This window comes from Nitratireductor sp. ATLC21 (assembly GCF_057196525.1).
On sequence record NZ_JBXUOU010000001.1, the window covers coordinates 636,622 to 656,143 of the forward strand.

21 protein-coding genes are annotated in these 19,522 nt (G+C 57.6%); 13 read left to right on the forward strand and 8 right to left on the reverse strand.

The window, feature by feature from the left end; all coding sequences use genetic code 11:
- Window positions 1-4: 4 nt before the first annotated feature.
- Together AC2CHD_RS03180 and AC2CHD_RS03185 are read right to left on the reverse strand one after the other, a co-directional pair.
- Window positions 5-631 (reverse strand): pyridoxamine 5'-phosphate oxidase family protein, encoded by a 627-nt coding sequence (locus AC2CHD_RS03180; RefSeq protein WP_484552553.1) that lies wholly within the window; start codon window positions 629-631, stop codon window positions 5-7.
- The gene (locus AC2CHD_RS03185) at window positions 624-977 is read right to left on the reverse strand and encodes a gamma-butyrobetaine hydroxylase family protein (RefSeq protein ID WP_229449113.1); all 354 of its coding nucleotides are present in this window, start codon (window positions 975-977) and stop codon (window positions 624-626) included. The genes AC2CHD_RS03180 and AC2CHD_RS03185 overlap by 8 nt, the downstream gene beginning before the upstream one ends.
- Window positions 978-1,151: 174 nt before the next feature.
- Between AC2CHD_RS03185 and moaA the strand changes: the two genes are divergently transcribed.
- From moaA to AC2CHD_RS03235, 10 genes are all read left to right on the forward strand, one after another.
- Window positions 1,152-2,156 (forward strand): GTP 3',8-cyclase MoaA, encoded by a 1,005-nt coding sequence (moaA, locus tag AC2CHD_RS03190; protein WP_484552554.1) that lies wholly within the window; start codon window positions 1,152-1,154, stop codon window positions 2,154-2,156.
- A gap of 149 nt (window positions 2,157-2,305) precedes the next feature.
- Window positions 2,306-3,256, forward strand: a complete 951-nt coding sequence (locus AC2CHD_RS03195; RefSeq protein ID WP_484552555.1) for a DMT family transporter — start codon at window positions 2,306-2,308, stop codon at window positions 3,254-3,256.
- A gap of 114 nt (window positions 3,257-3,370) precedes the next feature.
- Window positions 3,371-4,576 (forward strand): multidrug effflux MFS transporter, encoded by a 1,206-nt coding sequence (locus AC2CHD_RS03200; protein WP_229449111.1) that lies wholly within the window; start codon window positions 3,371-3,373, stop codon window positions 4,574-4,576.
- Window positions 4,577-4,582: 6 nt separating this feature from the next.
- Window positions 4,583-5,209 (forward strand): molybdenum cofactor guanylyltransferase MobA, encoded by a 627-nt coding sequence (gene mobA, locus AC2CHD_RS03205; RefSeq protein WP_484552556.1) that lies wholly within the window; start codon window positions 4,583-4,585, stop codon window positions 5,207-5,209.
- Window positions 5,206-5,724: a molybdopterin-guanine dinucleotide biosynthesis protein B gene (mobB, locus tag AC2CHD_RS03210; protein WP_484552557.1), complete on the forward strand. Its 519-nt coding sequence runs from the start codon at window positions 5,206-5,208 to the stop codon at window positions 5,722-5,724. The genes mobA and mobB overlap by 4 nt, the downstream gene beginning before the upstream one ends.
- Window positions 5,725-5,865: 141 nt before the next feature.
- Window positions 5,866-6,651: an ABC transporter substrate-binding protein gene (locus AC2CHD_RS03215; protein ID WP_484552558.1), complete on the forward strand. Its 786-nt coding sequence runs from the start codon at window positions 5,866-5,868 to the stop codon at window positions 6,649-6,651.
- Window positions 6,652-6,806: 155 nt separating this feature from the next.
- The gene (locus AC2CHD_RS03220; RefSeq protein WP_229449107.1) at window positions 6,807-7,520 is read left to right on the forward strand and encodes an ABC transporter permease; all 714 of its coding nucleotides are present in this window, start codon (window positions 6,807-6,809) and stop codon (window positions 7,518-7,520) included.
- Window positions 7,517-8,341, forward strand: coding sequence for an ABC transporter permease (locus tag AC2CHD_RS03225; protein ID WP_484552559.1), 825 nt, complete (start codon window positions 7,517-7,519; stop codon window positions 8,339-8,341). The genes AC2CHD_RS03220 and AC2CHD_RS03225 overlap by 4 nt, the downstream gene beginning before the upstream one ends.
- A gap of 36 nt (window positions 8,342-8,377) precedes the next feature.
- Window positions 8,378-9,247, forward strand: a complete 870-nt coding sequence (locus AC2CHD_RS03230; RefSeq protein WP_484552560.1) for an NAD(P)-dependent oxidoreductase — start codon at window positions 8,378-8,380, stop codon at window positions 9,245-9,247.
- 9 nt (window positions 9,248-9,256) lie between these two features.
- The gene (locus tag AC2CHD_RS03235) at window positions 9,257-9,814 is read left to right on the forward strand and encodes a DUF3299 domain-containing protein (RefSeq protein ID WP_484552561.1); all 558 of its coding nucleotides are present in this window, start codon (window positions 9,257-9,259) and stop codon (window positions 9,812-9,814) included.
- A gap of 5 nt (window positions 9,815-9,819) precedes the next feature.
- Here AC2CHD_RS03235 and AC2CHD_RS03240 read toward each other — a convergent pair whose 3' ends face one another.
- From AC2CHD_RS03240 to AC2CHD_RS03255, 4 genes are all read right to left on the reverse strand, one after another.
- Window positions 9,820-10,314: an Lrp/AsnC family transcriptional regulator gene (locus tag AC2CHD_RS03240; protein WP_229449103.1), complete on the reverse strand. Its 495-nt coding sequence runs from the start codon at window positions 10,312-10,314 to the stop codon at window positions 9,820-9,822.
- Window positions 10,315-10,413: 99 nt separating this feature from the next.
- A complete protein-coding gene (locus AC2CHD_RS03245) occupies window positions 10,414-10,971 on the reverse strand; it encodes a uracil-DNA glycosylase family protein (RefSeq protein WP_484553199.1) in 558 nt (185 codons plus the stop codon).
- Window positions 10,972-11,050: 79 nt separating this feature from the next.
- Window positions 11,051-11,662 (reverse strand): glutathione S-transferase, encoded by a 612-nt coding sequence (locus AC2CHD_RS03250; protein ID WP_229449101.1) that lies wholly within the window; start codon window positions 11,660-11,662, stop codon window positions 11,051-11,053.
- Window positions 11,659-12,219 (reverse strand): thermonuclease family protein, encoded by a 561-nt coding sequence (locus AC2CHD_RS03255; RefSeq protein WP_484552562.1) that lies wholly within the window; start codon window positions 12,217-12,219, stop codon window positions 11,659-11,661. The genes AC2CHD_RS03250 and AC2CHD_RS03255 overlap by 4 nt, the downstream gene beginning before the upstream one ends.
- Before the next feature lie 120 nt (window positions 12,220-12,339).
- Between AC2CHD_RS03255 and AC2CHD_RS03260 the strand changes: the two genes are divergently transcribed.
- Window positions 12,340-13,881, forward strand: coding sequence for a sensor histidine kinase (locus tag AC2CHD_RS03260; protein WP_484552563.1), 1,542 nt, complete (start codon window positions 12,340-12,342; stop codon window positions 13,879-13,881).
- 27 nt (window positions 13,882-13,908) lie between these two features.
- On the opposite strand, the gene AC2CHD_RS03265 is transcribed toward AC2CHD_RS03260, so the two are convergent.
- Window positions 13,909-14,865: a nicotinate-nucleotide--dimethylbenzimidazole phosphoribosyltransferase gene (locus AC2CHD_RS03265; protein ID WP_484552564.1), complete on the reverse strand. Its 957-nt coding sequence runs from the start codon at window positions 14,863-14,865 to the stop codon at window positions 13,909-13,911.
- A gap of 124 nt (window positions 14,866-14,989) precedes the next feature.
- On the opposite strand from AC2CHD_RS03265, the gene AC2CHD_RS03270 reads away from it, so the two are divergent.
- Window positions 14,990-15,223 carry a DUF1289 domain-containing protein gene (locus AC2CHD_RS03270; RefSeq protein WP_484553200.1) on the forward strand — a complete coding sequence of 78 codons (234 nt, stop codon included), beginning with the start codon at window positions 14,990-14,992 and terminating at the stop codon, window positions 15,221-15,223.
- Window positions 15,224-15,228: 5 nt separating this feature from the next.
- Window positions 15,229-15,930, forward strand: coding sequence for a retropepsin-like aspartic protease family protein (locus tag AC2CHD_RS03275; protein ID WP_484552565.1), 702 nt, complete (start codon window positions 15,229-15,231; stop codon window positions 15,928-15,930).
- Between the two features lie 60 nt (window positions 15,931-15,990).
- Here AC2CHD_RS03275 and AC2CHD_RS03280 read toward each other — a convergent pair whose 3' ends face one another.
- Window positions 15,991-19,347 (reverse strand): DUF7507 domain-containing protein, encoded by a 3,357-nt coding sequence (locus tag AC2CHD_RS03280; RefSeq protein WP_484552566.1) that lies wholly within the window; start codon window positions 19,345-19,347, stop codon window positions 15,991-15,993.
- Window positions 19,348-19,522 lie beyond the last annotated feature (175 nt).

Sequence of the window (19,522 nt, forward strand, 5' to 3'; positions counted from 1 at the left end):
GAAACTACCACATGCTCTTTCGGGCGCGTTCAGGCCATTCCCGGTCATAAGAGACGCCGTCGATCTCGGCCCGGCTTGTCACCTGCAGGATTTGCCCAGGCGTCGGCAGGCTCTGCGGATCAACATGCTTTTCACTGTTCCAGAGATCGGAACGAACGATCGCCCGGGCGCACTGAAAATAAACCTCCTCCACCGAAAGAACGATGATCGACCGCGGCGCGGCTTCATCAACAGCAAAGGAAGCACACAAATCAGGATCGGCTGAAAGCCGCGCACGACCGTTGACGCGCAATGTCGTACCGGCTCCCGGGATCAGAAAGAGAAAGGCGGCCCGTTCATCACGAACAATGTTTCGTAGCGAATCCATACGGTTGTTGCCGCGCCGGTCGGGCATCATGAGCGTTTTCTCATCATGAATGCGCACGAAGCCGGGTTTGTCGCCGCGCGGCGAGCAGTCAATCCCCTCAGGCCCGATGGTGGCGAGCGCCACGAAAGGCGACGCTTCAACCAGCGCTGCATACTCTGGTATCACCCGGTCTGTGACCTTGACGAGAGAGGCTTGGCCGGGCGTCCCGTAAAGCACTTCAAGGGCTTCAATCGACGTAATGGAATATGCGTCCTGCTCAAGCATCACGGCTCAATCCTTTTTGCTGCAAGTCGTCCAGATACCACTGCCACTTGGCCTCTTTGCTCGTGACGAGTTCATGCAGATAGGCCCAGGTGAAAATGCCGCTTTGATGCCCGTCGCTGAACACAAGCCGCACAGCATAATTGCCGACGGGCTCTGCCCGGCTGATGGTTACATGCCGTTTTCCAGAAACTGTCACGCGCTGTTCGGGCGAGTGTCCCTGAACCTCAGCCGAGGGGGACAGCACGCGAAGCATTTCCGCCGACAACTCTGCTGGTTCGGAATCCGGAAAGAGAACCGTCATGACTGAACGGTCCTTTGAAACACGCAGTTCCTTGGGAGGTTTCATACGCCACCACCTTTCGGTTCTAGACCTATTCAGCTTTGGCCCAAGTGAAAAGCCCTTCCCTGCAATTGCTCGGACAATTGCACCAATGCTAGCCTGCAGCGCTTGACCAGCGAACCTTGTGTCACGACATAACAGAGTACCAACCCGATGAAGAATGCCAGCGGAAGCGAGCCTATGACGCAGAGCACCATGATCGACCCCTTCGGGCGCGCCATCGACTATCTGCGTGTTTCGGTGACCGATCGATGCGATTTTCGTTGTGTCTATTGCATGGCGGAGGACATGACATTCCTCCCCAAGCGGGATTTGCTGAGCCTCGAGGAATTGGACCGTCTCTGCACCGTCTTCATCGAAAAAGGCGTTCGGCGCCTGCGTTTGACCGGCGGAGAACCGTTGGTACGCAAGAACATCATGCACCTGGTGCGCCAGCTCTCGCGGCATCTGAAAACCGGTGCACTCGACGAGCTTACCCTGACAAGCAACGGGTCTCAGCTCGAGCGCTTTGCCGGTGAGCTGGCCGACTGCGGTGTGAAGCGCATCAACGTTTCGATCGACACGCTGGACCCGGACAAATTTCATGCAATCACCCGGTGGGGTAGGCTGGAAAAGGTCATGCGCGGCATTGAGGCAGCAGAGGATGCCGGCCTGAAGATCAAGCTCAACACCGTGGCCCTCAAGGGGTTCAACGAAGATGAAATCCCCGCAATGTTGCGCTGGGCACATGGTCGCGGAATGGATATGACCGTGATCGAAACGATGCCCATGGGCGAAATCGACGGTGACCGCACGGACCAGTATCTTCCGCTGTCCCTCCTTCGCGCTCAACTGGAGCGGGAATTCACACTAAAAGACATTCCTTTCAAAACGGGTGGCCCGGCGCGCTATGTCGAAGTCGCTGAAACCGGCGGAAAGCTTGGCTTCATCACACCGATGACACACAATTTCTGCGAAAGCTGTAACCGTGTGCGCATCACCTGCACGGGCATGCTCTATATGTGCCTCGGCCAGGATGATTCAGCCGACCTGCGGGCTGCGCTCAGAGCATCGGAAGGCAACGATCTTCTGGCCACGGCCATCGACAGTGCCATTGCCCGCAAACCCAAGGGACATGATTTCGTCATTGACCGGCGCACCAATCGTCCGTCGGTTTCGCGGCATATGAGCGTCACCGGCGGCTAGATCGCAGCCTCCGGTTTTTCAGCCACGAACCGATTGCCAATTCCATAAGGTATACTTAGCATCGGATCCCATAGTGGAGGTGGGATTCGTTTCTCCCGAAGACCATAGGAACTCATTCCAGGTGGACACGGTGCGTTGAAAACCGTCGCGTGTTCGCCGCTGTGCATCGCGAGGTGGTCGTGTCGTTTTCGCCGAATGCGCGCGGTGCGCTTTTCATGTCCATTGCCATGGCTGGTTTCACGGTCAATGACGGCCTGACAAAGCTCGTCGCCGAAAACATGAACATGGCGCAGGTCATGCTGGTACGCGGAGTCATGGCCACACTGGTGATGCTTCTGCTGGCTTGGCACTGGAAGGCGCTGAAGGCGCCGCGTGCCATCTTCCACCCCATGGTGGCCTTGCGCGTTGCCGGCGAGACCGGCGCGACCATATGTTTCCTTTCAGCCCTCGCCCATATGCCGATTGCAAACCTTGCAGCCGTCATGCAGGCACTCCCGCTGGCTGTCACACTCGGTGCGGCCTTCTTTCTGGGCGAGCCGGTTGGGTGGCGCCGCTGGAGCGCTATCCTGGTGGGTTTCATCGGCATCTTGATCATCATTCGGCCTGGCTTCGATGCCTTCAACGCCTATTCGCTTTACGGTGTGGCAGCGGTGGCGTTTGCCACCATGCGCGATCTTACGACCCGGAAGATCCCGCCAGATGTCCCCTCGCCCCTGATTTCGGCCGCAACCGCCGCTTCGGTGACGATCGCCGGCGCGGTTTTACTCGTACCCTACGGAGGCTGGGCCCCAATGAGCGGAACAGATTTCGCTGTTCTCGTGGGCGCCACATTGTGCATTGTCTGTGGCTATCATTTCATCGTGCTGTCGCTGCGGGTTGGCGAGCTCTCCTTCATCGCGCCGTTTCGCTATACGGCGCTCTTATGGGCTATCGGCCTTGGCATTGTGTTTTTTTCCGACTGGCCCGATCGCGTGATGATTACGGGCGCGTTGTTGGTCGTATGTTCAGGTCTCTACACGCTTTACCGCGAGCAGATCGTCAATCGGACAAAACCTGCCGCAAAAAGCACCAGTCCCGGAATGGCCACTGAGGGCACATGACGTGTTTAAGCCCCTCGGACAACACCGCCGGCCAAATTAAGCATCATCCCACAATGCCGGCACCATTCGGTCAAAGTAACCAGGCCGATGAACATGCAAGGTTCGCAAGTCGTTATGGAAAAAATCTTATCCCGTTCCGCAACACCGCCTCACATCGTGACACTCGTGATCGCGACCGCAACGGCAGCGGTTTCCATGAACGTTTTTCTGCCATCCCTTCCCGGCATGGCAGAGTATTTCCAGGCGGATTACAGCATCGTTCAACTGGCGGTCTCGCTCTACCTAGCGGCCACAGCCGTCCTTCAGCTGGGGATCGGCCCCGCTTCGGACCATTTCGGCCGACGCCCGGTCATGCTGACCTGTTTCGCAATATTCATTTTGGCAACGATCGCGGCATTGATGGCGCCCAACATCACGGTTTTCCTGATTTGCCGGGTGATGCAGGCTTTCGCGGCCGCCGGCATGGTTCTCTCAAGGGCAATCGTTCGCGACACGGTCGGTGCAGACGAGGCGGCAAGCCGAATAGGCTATATCACCATGGGCATGACGCTCGCTCCCATGCTCGGGCCCTTGATCGGAGGGTTCCTGGATGAGCTCTACGGATGGAAAGCGACGTTTTACCTGATCCTCGGCTTCGGGATCATCTCGTTTCTGGTGGTGTATCTCGACCTGGGCGAGACAAACCGCACCCTATCCGCCAGCATGACGGCCCAAGTGAAAAACTACCCCGAGCTTTTCCGGGCCAGGCGTTTCTGGGGCTACACGGCAACTGCGGCCATGGCATCGGGAGCTTTTTTTGCATTCCTCGGCGGCGGCCCCTACGTCGCCACCGAAATTCTTGATCTGACGCCTTCGCAATACGGAATGTATTTCATTCTGATCTCGGTCGGGTACATGATCGGAAATTTCCTTACTGCTCGTTTTTCCAGGCGGATCGGCATCAATCCCATGATGCTTGCGGGCAATATTTTTGCCTCTCTCGGACTTGTTCTTTCGCTGGTGCTGTTTGCAGGCGGGTTTTTCCATCCGATGTCGCTTTTTGGACCCTCATTCTTTGTCGGCATCGGCAACGGCATGACCATGCCAAATGCCAATGCCGGTATTGTCAGCGTCAGGCCGCATCTTGCAGGTTCGGCCTCAGGCCTCGGCGGGGCGCTGCAGATCGGCGGGGGCGCGGCGCTTTCAGTTATAGCCGGGGCTGTGCTTTCTCCGGAAACCGGCCCATTCCCGCTGATATGGGTGATGCTCGCATCCTCCACGCTCGCCATCGTCGCATCGCTTTATGTGATTTATGTTGCCCGCCAGGCAGGAAACATTTGAGGCGAGATGATGAGCTTGGGCGTTGCTGGAGTAATCCTTGCCGGTGGAACGGCGCAGCGCATGGGTGGCGGCGACAAGGGACTGCTGCGTCTCAACGCCAAAACCATCATCGAAACGGTAATGGAGCGGCTTTCACCTCAGGTCGACCGCATGGTGCTCAACGCCAACGGCGACCCGCAGAGGTTCGCCCCGCTGGGGCTTGAGGTGATTGCCGATCCCCTCCCCGAACCTATGGGTCCGTTGGGTGGCGTTTTGGCGGGCCTTGAATGGGCGAAAACGAACGCTCCCAAGCCTTCACATATCGTGACCGCTGCAGCAGACACGCCTTTTCTTCCTGCAGACCTTGTTGCGCGCCTGATGGAAGCGGCTCGTGTTTCAGGTGGGCCTGCAATGGCATGCAGCAACGGCACACTTCATCCGGTCTTCGCTCTCTGGCCTCAACACCTCGTCGATGACCTTGCCCGCCATCTTGCCAGTGGCGGCACCCGTCGCCTTCGCGCCTATGCCTGCGAACGACACAACGCGGCTCTCGTGGACTTTCCTTGCAGTCCCGAAGCCGATCCGTTTTTCAATATCAACACGCCCGAAGATCTCCAGATAGCGCGTGAAAGGCACCAAAGGGAAGCAATGTGACACAGGCGGTTTTTGGCATTGTAGGCTGGAAGAATTCCGGAAAAACCACCCTGACAGCGGCGCTTGTGAGGGAATTGACGAAGCGCGGTTTCCGGATCGCCACGCTGAAACACGCACACCATGCGTTCGACATCGACCATGAAGGCACAGACTCCCACCGCCACCGGAGCGCCGGGGCTTCGGAGGTGGCGATCGTCTCCAAAAACCGCTGGGCGATCATTCATGAACTGAAGGGCGCAGAAGAGCCGAGCCTGGCCGAAATGCTCGCGCGTCTCTCCCCGTGCGATCTCGTCCTGATCGAAGGTTTTAAACGCGAAAATCATCCCAAGTTGGAATGCCGGCGGCGGGAAGCGCCCGATCTGACCTTCCTGGCACCAGACGACCCAACCATCGTCGCTGTTGCCGGAGACCACGAGACAGATACCGGGGATCTGCCACGGTTTGATCTCGGAGAGGTGGAGCAGATCGCCGATTTTGTTATTAGCCACACTGGCATCGGCCGAAAGGCGCGCTAGGGGAACGCCCCCTCTCTTCATTGCATGGGACCAGTCACCTTTAAGGTTGCAATTTGAATCGGATCGGTGGGAATATCCGGCTTCATGTTCCGCCCGGCAGGAAGCCGGAAGCGGCAGATAATAAGATTGAGAGGAACCAGAATGCGTATTTCAAGGCGTATCGCGCTTGCACTGCCTGCGGCAGCTTTGGCTCTGGCAGTGGGCTCGGCTCGTGCCCAGGACATGATGAAGCTCAAGATAGGCACTGAAGGTGCCTATCCCCCCTTCAACAACCTGACCGCAGACGGCTCTCTTGAAGGGTTTGATATCGATATCGCCAAAGCGCTTTGCGAAGAGATGAAGGCTGAATGCGAGTTCGTCACGCAGGACTGGGACGGTATTATTCCCGCGTTGCAGGCGGGCAAGTTCGACGCCATCGTGGCCTCCATGTCGATCACCGAAGAGCGCAAGAAGCAGGTCGACTTCACCAACAAGTATTACAACACGCCACCCGCGCTGGTCGTGCCCAAGGAGTCGGATATTGCCGGTACCACACCGGAAGATCTCGCCGGCAAGGTTATCGGTGCGCAGGGCTCGACCACCCACGCGAACTTCGCCGAAACCACCTTTACCGACAGTGACGTGAAGGTCTATCCGACCGCGGAGGAATACAAGCTCGACATGGTCAATGGGCGGCTTGATGCGGTCATCGACGATATCATCGTGCTGCAGGAATTTCTCGACAGTGACGATGGCGCCTGCTGCAAGGTTCTGGGCACACTCACCCCGCGCGAGGACATTTACGGCCCCGGGATCGGCATTGCTGTGCGGCAGGGAGAGGACGAGCTTCGCGAAAAGCTGAACGCTGCGATCACAGCCATTCGCGAGAATGGAAAATACAAGGAAATCAACGACAAGTATTTCACGTTCGACGCTTACGGCGACTGAGCGTCGTTATGTCCTGATGATACTGTCACAGGCGGCCGCCTTCGGAAGTGCGGCCGCCTGTGTTGCATGCGGCTCCGGTAAAAGAGCCCGAACGAGAAAAATCGCCAGTTGGCGTCAAAGGCCGGATCAGGCGGTTCGGACAGGGGTTTTGGGAGATGGAAAGGGTCTGGACCCTTTTGAGTTTTGGGCCGGAAGGCTGGGGCGATGATATCGCCAAGGGCGTGCTTCTAACGGTTTCTCTGGCGCTGGCCACGTTACCGCTGGGATTGGCAATCGGTTTTTTCGTTGCGTTGGGGAAGCGCTCGAGCGACAAGACCTTACGTCTTGCGGCCAACATCTATACGACGATCTTCCGTGGACTGCCTGAGCTTTTGACTCTCTTTCTTGTTTTCTACGGCGCGCAGATAGGCCTTCAGCAGATCGTGCGGCTCGTGAATCCCGGCGCGAGTGTGGAGATCAACGCTTTTGTAGCAGGCATGATCGCGCTCGGCGCCGTGTTCTCCTCCTATGCAAGTGAAGTGTTTCTGGCCGCCTTTCGCGCTATTCCAGAAGGCCAGTACGAAGGCGGTCACGCAATCGGTCTTTCAAACGCGCAGACCATGCGCCTCATCATCCTGCCTCAGCTGATACGGCTTGCCTTGCCTGGCCTTTCAAATCTCTGGCTGATTCTTTTGAAAGACACCGCGCTCGTATCCGTGATCGGCCTCGCCGACATCCTGCGCCAGACGGGCATTGCCGCGCGCGTCACCAAGGAGGCTTTCCTGTTTTTCGGGATCGCGTGTCTGCTCTATCTCGTATTGGCCATGCTCTCCTCAATCGTCCTGCGCACAATTGAAAACTGGACCAAACGCCATGGAGTCCAGCGATGAGTGCCGAAACACAAGCCTCGGTGGAACGTCCGCCCGTCGTCAAAAAGGGCTGGACGCGCGCTCGCACAATCGGCGTGGTCCTGCTCACGATCTGGGCAGCGCTGGGCCTCGCCGTTCTGGGGTTCATGATCAACGCCTGGGACCCGGACATTTTCACCCGCTACGCGCCGCGCTATCTCTCAGGCCTTTGGATCACCGTTCAGCTTGTCGTCGTTTCGGTTTTCCTGGGGGCGCTCCTTTCCGTGCCCATCGCACTCGGACGTTCCTCGAAGAGCAAGCTGATTGCCGCCCTCGCCTACGCCTATGTCTACTTTTTCCGTGGAACGCCGCTGCTTGCCCAAACCTTCCTGGTTTATTACGGCCTCGGTTCTTTCAGACCGGAACTTCAGGCTGTGGGCCTGTGGACGTTCTTCCGAGAGGCCTGGTACTGCGCCGTCTTCGCTTTCACGCTCAATACCGCCGCCTACCAGGCGGAAATTCTGCGTGGCGCCATCGAGAGCGTCGGCAAGGGGCAATGGGAAGCGGCGGCTGCAATGGGCCTGTCCAGATTTCAGACCGCGCGAAAGATCATCCTCCCGCAAGCACTCATTGTCGCGCTCAGGCCCTATGGCAATGAGATCATACTGATGATCAAGGGGTCCGCCATCGTCGCCATCATCACGGTCTATGACCTGATGGGTGAGACACGCCGCGCCTATGCACGCACCTTCGACTTCCAGACTTACATCTGGGCGGCCATCATCTATCTTGGCCTCGTCGAGATCCTCCGCAACGCCGTTGATTGGATCGAGCGTCGAATTACCAAACATCTGAAGCGCTGAGGCGCACAACACGCATATCAGGGAGAAGGTTTCGAAATGGCGGACGTCGCATTCATTGGGCTCGGAGTCATGGGATATCCGATGGCCGCACATCTTCAGAACAAGGGCGGTCATAAAGTCACGGTCTATAATCGCACTGCAGCGAAGGCACAGAGCTGGGTCAAGGAACATGGCGGCGCTCACGCGCCGACACCGCGGGAAGCAGCGATCGACAAGGATTTCGTTTTCGCCTGTGTGGGCAATGACGACGATCTTCGCTCGGTGACACTCGGCGAGGACGGAGCTTTCCAGAGCATGAAGAAGGGTGCGGTCTTCATCGACAACACCACGGCGTCTGCAGAGGTTGCGCGCGAGCTCGCTGAAGAGGCCGAGAGGCGTGGCTTCGCTTTCATCGACGCTCCCGTGTCCGGCGGACAGGCCGGGGCGGAAAACGGTGTTTTGACCGTGATGTGCGGCGGCGAGGAAGTCGTTTTCCAGAAGGCCAAACCGGTGATCGAATCCTTTGCACGGATGGTAGGCCTGATGGGCCCGGCCGGCGCAGGACAACTGACGAAAATGATCAACCAGATCTGTATCGCCGGGCTGGTGCAAGGGCTTGCCGAGGGCATTCACTTTGGCCAGAAAGCCGGACTCGATATCGAGAAAGTCGTCGACGTCATCTCCAAGGGAGCGGCTGGCTCCTGGCAGATGGAGAACCGTCACAAGACGATGAGTGAAGGGAAATACGACTTCGGCTTCGCGGTTGACTGGATGCGCAAGGATCTCGGCATTTGCCTTGCAGAGGCTGATCGCAACGGCGCCAGCCTGCCCGTCACCGCGCTGGTGGATCAATTTTACAAGGATGTACAGAAAATGGGCGGAAATCGCTGGGATACATCGTCCCTGCTCGCCCGACTTGCGAAATAGGAGTCCACGATGACCCGCCGGCGCGTGGCATGTCTTGCAGCAGTTCTTGCCGCTTTGCCCGCGTCGGTCTGTATCGCACCTGCTGCTGCCGGCACCGAACGCCCTGACCTGGCCGGCGGTATTCGGGCTCTCTCCTGGAGCGATCTCGTCTCGCCTGCCCCTGTGGACGAACAAAACGCTCGCCCGGCCGATCTCGACGAACAGGCCGTCAGCCTCTCCGGCTTTCTCCTGCCTGCCGACCTGGAAGGTGAGCTTGTCTATTCCTTTATCCTGGTGGCGCGCCATGGTGCCTGCAGCCACATGCAGCAACCACCTCCCGATCAGATCGTCCGGGTCGTTCCGTCGTCCCCATACCGGTTAAGCTACAACTACGAGCCGGTGACAATAACCGGCTCTCTCCAGTCCGGACGTGAAAAAACCCAGCTTTTCATTCTCGACGGCCCAGCGATTATAGAGTCGGCCTACACGATGCGGCATGCTACGGTCACTCCAAACAAGAGTTCGCCGGCACCGCTAACATCTTTCCCCGCCAATCCCTGGCATCGTGTCATAAACGACGACGAATAGCCCGCTCAGCCGCCATTGCCGCCACCCGAATCCTTGTCCAGGACAAGATAGTCGAGTGGCAATTCGGTCGTGTATTTGATCTGTTCCATGGCGAATGTGGATGAAACATCCCGGATTTCGATCTTCGCGATCAGCTTCTTGTAAAACGCGTCATAGGCGGCGATGTCCGGCACCACGACACGAAGCAGGTAGTCCACCTCGCCGCTCATCCGGTAAAACTCGACCACTTCCGGGAACTGCTGGATCACCTCGGAGAAACGCTTCAACCATTCGTGGCTGTGCATGTTGGTGCGGATGGACACGAAAACGTTCACCCGGGCATTGACCTTTTCCGGATCAAGCACCGCGACGCGCCGGCGAATGACGCCTTCTTCTTCCAGCTTCTGGATACGCCTCCAGCACGGCGTGGTGGAGAGCCCGACCTTTTTTGCCACATCGGCTACGGCAAGGGTTGAATTTTCCTGCAACAAACGCAGGATCTTGCGATCAAGGCGGTCCATAATCAGCTCCAGAGAAAATGATTTCCTAAAATGACAAGAGATCGCGCCAGCAACAAGAAATTTTTTGCCTGTATTGACCAATACGCGACCGAATAATCCTCATTTCTCAGACAGAAGCCGATGAATTTCCTCACGCAGGACGGGCAATAACTCGTGTTCAAACCAGGGATTCTTTTTCAGCCAGCCTGTGTTGCGCCATGAGGGATGCGGCAGCGGCAAAACGCGGGGGCTGAGGTCGAGTGCCATCAGTCGACGCCAGTCAAGCACGGTCTCGGTGAGGGTTCTGGATTTCTCAGAGCCAAGGTGCCAGGCCTGTGCATACTGCCCGATGACGAGAACAAGTTCGATCTGTGGCATTGCTGCCATCAGTTGCGCCCGCCATGCGGGTGCGCACTCGCGACGGGGTGGCAAATCCCCGCCTTTGGCATCAAGACCCGGGAAGCAAAATCCCATCGGCGCGATGGCAAAGCATGCCGGGTCATAAAATTGAGATCGATCCACCTGAAGCCAATCTCGCAAGCGATCTCCGGACCGATCATCAAACGGCAATCCAGAGGCGTGAACCCGCGTCCCCGGTGCCTGGCCGGCAATGAGGATGCGAGCTGTGTCCGATCCCACAACAACCGGACGGGGCTCATGCGGCAAAGGGGCGCCCATCGGGTTCTCGACGCAAATCCGACAACTGCGAATTCGCGCCAGCAATGGTTCGAGCTGCGGCTTCTGCACGCCGGGTCTCTCAGGCCTTCGCGCTCGGGCGGCCGGCGACGGTGTGATACCAACGCATCAAATGATCCAGCCCATCGGGGACTGACAGGCGTGCAAGCTTCATGAAATCGATACTCACCAGCCCGGTAATATCGGCGATCGAATAAGCTTCCCCCGCGATAAATGGACGATCAGCCAGCGCCTTATCGAGATAAGCAAGAAACTCCAGGGCCTTGGGTTTGTTTGCTTCCCCCCATTCCGCAACCTGCGGCACCTCCCAATCCTTCATGGCCGGATGCAGGTGCCGGAAGGCTTGCGCAATGGGATAAAACAGATGCATTTCAACGCGTCGCTGCCACATTTCAACCGTGGCGACGCCGAGCGCACCCCTGCCGAAAAGCGCAGGTTCAGGGTAGAGCTCCTCGAAATAGCGGCATATGGCAACCGTTTCCGTCAAAACGGTCCCGTCGTCCAACTCCAGAACAGGCAGACGCTGCAGCGGGTTGAGACGAGTGAGCGTTTCAGACTTGTGCCCCATGGCGCCCATGTCCACCGGCTCGATCGGCACTTCAATTGCCTTCTCTGCCAGAAATATCCGTACACGCCTCGGGTTGGGTGCCCGGCCACCATCATAGAGCTTCATGTTCCGCTACCCTCACCTGAAAACCAGCCCATAAGCCACTCCCAAAGGCGCCTCAGCAAATCACCGTCGCCGGGACGCGGCTCTCCCTGATGTTCCTCACGCCAGTCGCGCGGCGCCTCGAAACTGCCCGCCCATATGCCACGCTGGGCCCGGCGCGCCTCCGCTTCCACCGCATCATAATCGCCATAGGCCAATGCCCAGCCTGCCGCAACGAGCGCTTCACCCAGATCGGTATCGTGAACCCTACAGCGTGCGAGCAGCCGATCATAGCGATCACGCTGATAGCCTTCGCAGGTGACCTCCCCACCAGCCACCAGTCGACGCAAGGCCCGAAGCGCCTCACGCCCGCAAGCATAATCCTTCCCGTTGCTGGTGCACCGTTGCTGAAACTCCGGCGCATCAATGCCTTCAAGGCGAATGCGCTCGCCCGCGAGCGTCAGCGTATCGCCATCATGCACGATCACGTCACCTCTCAGTGTCTGTCCGCCAAGGCGTTGCACCCTGTCGACCAAGAGCGCAATTCCCCCCAACAACAACAGTGTCAGCAGGATATCCATAAAGCGAATTGATCTGCGGCCGCGGGTCCGTCTGTTTCGTCGGCCTCTCATGTTTTGAAGGGTCTCTTAATCATTCACGAATAAGTTGAGCAGTGAATAGCGGGAATTCAAAAACGGGTTATGGTGGCGGAAGCGTCAAAATCGGCTGACAAGTTCGCCGACAAGTTCATTGTGGACCGCACCAAGCCGCATCGCAACAGCAATGTGGGGCTTGCCGTGCGCCGTACGCGCGACCGGCTTTCGCAAAGCCTCGGACCTCCCGATTTCAACCGCGACATGCTGAAACTGCACGCGCGAGACATTCTCTCGAACGCCGTCAAACCGGCTTTGCTCATTCTGACGATGAGCCTCGGCGGGATTTATCTTGGGGTTGACCTGAAAATCACATGTCTGTGGGCCTTAACCACACTTCTCGGTTATGTACCGCTCTTCCTCCTCGCCCGTCGTCTGGAACGGATGCCGGAAAACGAGATTGAGGTCACGCGAATGCGGCACTGGCTTTTTGCCGCCCATTTCACCAGCGGCGTTGGATGGGCGTATTTCGCATATCTGCCTCTTCCAGCCAGCACCTTCTCCGAACCGCAGATCATGCAGGGGGCGCTACTCCTTCTTGTGATCGCCGGGACAGCGATCGTGACGGCAACCCTAAGCGGCGCACTGGTAGCCGCGTTTGCGCTGCCGATCTGCATGTTCGCCTTCACGGTCAGCAATGCTCCGACGACAGGTTCGCTGATGATGTGTTTGGTCCTCGCAGCCGCGCTCCCTTTCCTGGCCTACGTTGCACACCATCGAAACCGCGCGGCATTGAGGCTCCTTTCTTTCCAGAGTGAAAAGAACGCGCTGATAGGCGAACTTGAAACAGCCAAATCCATGTCAGATGAAGCGCGCCGGCGCGCTGAGGAAGCCAATCTGGCAAAATCGCGTTTTCTCGCATCCATGAGCCATGAGCTCCGAACACCGCTCAATGCCATTCTGGGGTTTTCAGAAGTCATGGCCAACCAGGTTCTGGGACCGCTCGAAAACACCACCTATCGCGACTATGCGAACGATATTCACACGTCCGGAAAGCATCTTCTCAGCCTGATAAACGAGATACTTGATCTTTCGCGCATAGAGGCCGGTCGCTATCGGCTCAACGAAGAGCCGTTGTCCCTCGGCGCGATTGCGGAGGATTGCTGCCGCCTGATGGAGATGAAAGCGCGTAGCAAAGACATTTCCTTCAGGGTTGACGTTGAGCCCACTCTATTGAGACTTTTCGCCGACGAACGTGCGGTTCGCCAAATCACCCTCAATCTTCTGTCAAACGCCATCAAGTTCAGTCCGACCGGTAGTTCTGTCCACATCCGGGTCGGGTGGACGGCGGGTGGCGGTCAATACATCGCCATAAAGGACAACGGCCCGGGCATCCCGGAAGACGAATTGGCCGTCGTCCTCTCCGCATTTGGCCAGGGGTCCATAGCCATCAAGAGTGCGGAACAGGGCACAGGCCTTGGTCTGCCCATCGTGCAGGGGTTGGCAGCCTTGCACAACGGTGTTTTCGAGCTCAACTCGAGATTGCGCTCAGGCACCGACGCCATCGTGGCCTTTCCCCGCTCGCGTGTGATGGAGGAACTCCCCGCTGTTCCAACCGAGCACAAGCAAGCATCACGAGGTAACGCTTGAAGGGACCGTTCCGCGGGAATGCTTCACCTAACCCAAGCGCCTCGCGACCTCTGCAACCCCACCCGCGAGTGCTGCCGCCGACTTGACAATATCGGCCGCCACAGCCCCCGCACACCCCGCCTCCCCTGCAAACTGCAGCCCAAGCAAGGGTTGAAGCGAGAGCTCCGCGGCCACCCACTTCTCAAACGGACCATGGCAACTCGCGAGAACGCAATGAGAAATCGAGTGCGGCGCTGACTTGTAAAGCACCGCAGCCGCAGCCAGAGCCGGCAAACCATCAAGAACAACGGGGATGTTTTGTGCACGGGCCGCAAGGATGGCTCCCGTAAGCGCGGCCATATCCCGCCCTCCAAATCGCCGGAGCACTTCCAGTGGATCCGCCAGGTGATCGGCGTGGAAAGCAAGCGCTTCAGAGATGACCGCCCGCTCAGACTGGCTGAACTGATCCAATTCGCCTTTGAGAAGGGCAAGAAGCATTGCGCTTGCTGCAAGCCTCGCCTGAGCGCCCAACGCTCCCACACAGAGCAAATCAACCCCCTCAGCGGTGCCTTCCATGCCGAATGCAATCGTAGCAGCACAGGCTCGCTCATCCAGGGAGGCATCCGTGCGCATGTCATTGGAGGGCAAATCGAGCGCCAGATCAAAGACATTGAGAGACAGGTCATTGGCCACGCACAAATGCGATACCGCCGCAGCCCCCGCCGCGACAGCATCCACCTGCGCCCGTTGCTCGGCAAGACCCGCCTCATCGAAACCATGAGTCGCGGCATAGAGCGCAACACCGGATTTGCCGATCAAAGGTGGGACAGCGCCGCGGGTGCGAGCGAGCCAGACTCCAATCTCGTACAGTCGCCCCAGTTTCCCGCCGCTGTAACCCGCCCGGTGGAATGCTTTTGCCATCCCCTCTGCAGCGGCCTCGTCGGGTGCATTCAATTGGGAAAGCAGGGAGCGGACGTCATCGAAAGGCATTCCGGAGAAGGACATTGAGCTGGTTCCCGTTTGGTGTCGGAAACGAGATAGCCACCAAGCGCGCCGAGCGCAATGGTAGACAGACCGCTTGCGTCGAGGGGCGCGATGCCCCATGTCTTCTGGAAATGATGGAAAGATGATGGTCGAGATCAAAACCCCGTGCATCCTCGTTTGCTCGATCGATGTGAACTCCGGATTCTGCTTCGGTTGCGGACGCACACGCGCTGAAATCGCGAATTGGCTCTCCATGACGTCCCAGCAGCGCGAGACGGTAATGAACCAACTTCCTGCGCGCCTGGAACAGGTGGAACGTAGACCGCGCCGCGAAACCCGGCGCGCGCGCATTGCGCGCCAACGAATGGAGGGGCAATAGGAGCCATGCGCCTGTTCTGGTTATTGATGTCGGCGCTTGGCGGAGGCTTGATCCTGCTGATTGCCAATCACGATTCTGGCCGGGTGTTTGGGCTCGAAAACTCGGCCTTCGCCGCCACCCTGTATCTAGGCCTCTGGGCAGCCGTCCTTATCGTGGGCTTCTTGGGATCAGGACTGAGGATCGGAGACGTTGCAAGAACCCTTGCCTTCTGGGTTTTTCTGCTTCTGGCATTGGTGGCCGCCTATCAGTACCGTTATGAACTTCAGGATATTGCCAGTCGCGTAACGGCTGGCCTGATACCCGGCAGCCCAATGACCACTGTCAGTAAGGACGGCCAAATCAATGTGATCGTTGAGCGATCCTCTAGCGGCCAATTCGAGGTTATCGCAGACGTGAATGGCACCAATCTTCGAATGCTGATCGACACGGGCGCCAGCAGCATCGTTTTGTCGGATGAAGATGCACGCGCAGCAGGTTTCGAACCTGAGGGATTGCGCTTCGTAGTACCGGTGGCAACAGCAAATGGCACCACACTTGTCGCCCGGGCAAGAGCTGATACGGTCAATGTAGGAGCCATTTCGCGCAATGACCTTCCGATTTACGTCGCACAACCGGGACGCCTTGATCAAAGCCTGCTCGGCATGAGCTTTATAAACACATTGAATGGCTTCGATCTGCGGGGCGACCGCATCGTTCTTCGCGACTGAGCACGGCATAAACGGAGACGACGAACACCCGGAGCAATTGCCCGGGTGTTCATAAAGGGTCTATTTGTAGACTGCATTCCTGGCGGATCTCGCATCGCGCGGGGCCGCGCTCTGCACACGCGTTTCGATTTCCAGCTGATAACGACGACCGACATCGCGCCATTCGTTCGCAATCAATCTGCGCAACGCACGCACACGCCTGTTTGCAAGTCGTCTTCCTTCGCCTCCTTCCGCATAGACGAGACGGAGTATCGAAGGTTCTTTTTCCAGAAGGTTGATGAGCTGTGAAACCTGGTGCCGCCACTCCGTCATCAGGTCATGTGCCCCCCGGACGAAGGCCGCATCCGCCAGATCCAGCCGAACCACACGTCCGATTGAGGCACCAAACATGAACTCCGATGCCTTACCCGCAGTGAGGCGAACCACACGTGGATTTTCCGTCGTGAGGCGGTACCCGGATGGAAGCGAGCGCGGATCGAGCTTCATGATGTAATTGGTCCCGATCCGCTGATCGGGCAAATCCGCGCAGGCGACATGGAAACGCCCGTGATCGTCTGCCGTGAGCAGCAGCCCTTTGACCGTGGCGATCCGCACACCAGGCAAGCCCGGCTCCCCGGCATCTTGGTATCCATTGCGGTTACGGTCGTCGAAGACCTTCCCGAGAATGTCACCACAATCGAAAACAGCTTCCACCACCACCTCAACGGTTGCTTCTGCAACTCGTGAGATGACTTCTCCGGAAAGATCCTCCACCCAAGCCTTGTTCACATATTCGCCAGGCTTGGCAGCGGCGGTCACGCCCAGTTCGAGATCGATCAGGACCTCTCCTTCGGCAGTAAGGGCAACATCCTTGAATGTTAGCTTCCGTCCTTCCGCTACGGGTGTGACAGAACTGCCGTTCAACAAAGCAGACCCGCGTACAAATGTCAGACCCGGGGGCGTCATGTCGATGACAGTGATGGTACTGTCTGTCGAGAGGCCAAGTGACTTTACGCGGATCGTGTAAGGAACACGACCACCGCGTACCACTTCTGCCATCGGGGTCACCTTGGTGATGGCATAACCAGGCAGATCAACAACAGCTTCCTCCTCGGGTGAGATCACCTCCTGTCCCGCAGGACCTTTACCTCTCGCAGTCGCAGTGTTCTTTATGCCCCCTTCGATACCCTGCGCTTCGTCGATGTCACTTTGTGTCATCGTATACGTCGCCTCGAAGGTGATACTCTCCCCTGCACCCAATTCCCCAACAGCCGGAGTGAATGACGACAGTTTACCGCTGCCTGGCTGTCCGTTGAACCGAGGTCCGGGATCGGATGGAACTACATCTGTGGCAGTTACATTGCCGTCGTTTGTCACCTTGAACGTATAAAGAATGGTATCTCCCGGCTCGGCAAACTCTTCGTCGGTGGACTGAAGCTCACCATGTTTTTCCAGCGCTAGGGAGATATTTTGCGGCAACGGCGTCGCGGTTGCATCGTCAGGCTCCCCGTCTCCTTCCAAATCAACGTCAGCTGTCTCATCTGGATCATCAGATATGTCGGAGACCGGCGTATCGTTGGGTGCAATGCCATCCGCGGTGGCGGTCGCGACGATCCCGCCAGCGTCGATATCGGCCTGAGTGAGCTCGTAGGTCGTTTGAAATGTCGTCCTGTCCTCGCTGCCCGGTGCAAAACTCGAGAGGCTTCCGCTGGGAACGGGTACCGAAGGTGGAGGTCCCGATGTGTCGGGCCCGATCTGCAATGAGGAGATGGTGATGTTGTCTATCGTGACGTTACCGGTGTTGCGCGCTACGAAGGTGTAAACGATCGGCTCACCTGGATCGGGAAAGCCGTTCCCGTTTGTGTCGTTCCATTCATCAATCAGGTCAACTTCAAGCCTGGTAAGTGTTTCAAAATTGATCGTTGTTGGCTCACCAGCAACCCCTTCAACCGACCGGGACAGTCGCTCGATATCTTTGCCCTGCGGATCCTTAGCGGTTGCTGTGCCCAGATTTTCGACGAACCCATTGTCGATATCCTCCTGTTTGATCTCGTAGGCCCCAGTCAAATCGGTTTTGCTTTCCCCTGGGAGCAGCGAGGCAATCGGACTGTTGGAGACCGCGATTTTGTCATCCTCAACGACAATGTCCGTGAGCGTCACGTTGCCAGTATTTTCAACGCTGAAAGTGTAGTTGATCAGTTCCCCTGCATCCGCCAGTCCATTGCCGTTGGCATCTTCCAACTCCCCCTTCTTGACAAAATCGTAGTCGGGATTGGGTGGGAACATTGCGCTGGTAGGGTTCTCGTCTACGCCTGCCGTATCACTGGAAATATCGTTGAAAAGATTGCCGTTCTCATCCGTCCCTTCTGCGGTCGCCTGATTGGACAATCCACCCGCATCAATGTCCTCTTGTGTGAGTGTGTAGGTCAGCGTGTAAGTGGCCGTCTCCCCCTCAACCAGCGTGCCCTCGGAGGAACCGGATGAAGCGGATACGAATGTCGGACCGCTGTCAGCCGTCAGGGGCGTACCGTCAGCGCGCACCAGGTTCTCTTCGCTGATCGCAACGCCGGTCAATGAACCGATACCTTGGTTCTCTACAGTCATCGTGAAGGTCAGGACATCGCCAGCTTTATCACCCTCCGAAACCGTTTTGATAATCTCAATGACCTCCGCTCCCAACGCGAAACTGATCAGGCAGTTGGAGGTCCCCTCTGCGGCAACTTCAAGAGTTTGCGAGCTCGACACGGCAGTGAAAACAAAAACAGACTGTTCCCAAGCAGTCGTATCGGGAAACATGATTGTTTCATTGGCGCCGCTTGTCGTCAGCTTGAGCCCTTCACAGGCACTTGGGCGGTTGCCGGCAGCCGATGCGCGTCCAATGGCATAGAACGGAATTCGATATGTACGGCCAGGTACAAGCCCGTTCATCGTGGTGAGGATGGATTCGTAATAGTCTGGTCCGCCGATCATGGAGAGGAACGTCGTATCACCTGTTGGAACGGCCGGCAGTGGCGCGTCATCCCAGGCATAGGTTGCGCCCCACTCCTCAGGCGTTGAACAATCCGGACTGCCTTCCCCGTCCGTCCATCCGGCAGGCGTCTGACCGATACCCGGCGTACAGGGTGACGTGGGCGGAATGTCCTGCGCGTTCGCCTGCCGTTCGCCAAACATGATCGATCCAAAGGCGATGAGAATGGTGAGCACTATCGCACGAATTGCGATTGGCGGCCTTAGGTTCATCTGCGGGTTCCAGCCGATTATGGAACAAAAAAATCCTTTCGCTGGAGAGACTTTTCTTTCTCTCTGACAATTCAACAGACCAGATGTGGCCCAGGCAAGATTTCGAAGAGATCGGGTTGGGTTTGCCACACCGTGCTGCTCAAGCAATGTCGTCTGGAGAATTCTCAACATGACAAGCCTCATCATACCATCGTTCATGGTTCGGTTTCTGATTAGGCCTCTTGGCCAGACGCAGTACTTGAGTCGGGAACACTGGTGATACGAACGGCAATTGGATTTGCGAGCCCTAGAACAGGCGCACTCGGCACACGAGTTACAGAGAGGTAGCGTTACAGTTGGGCCACCCTAAGCGCGCGCCTCTACGGGTGCCACC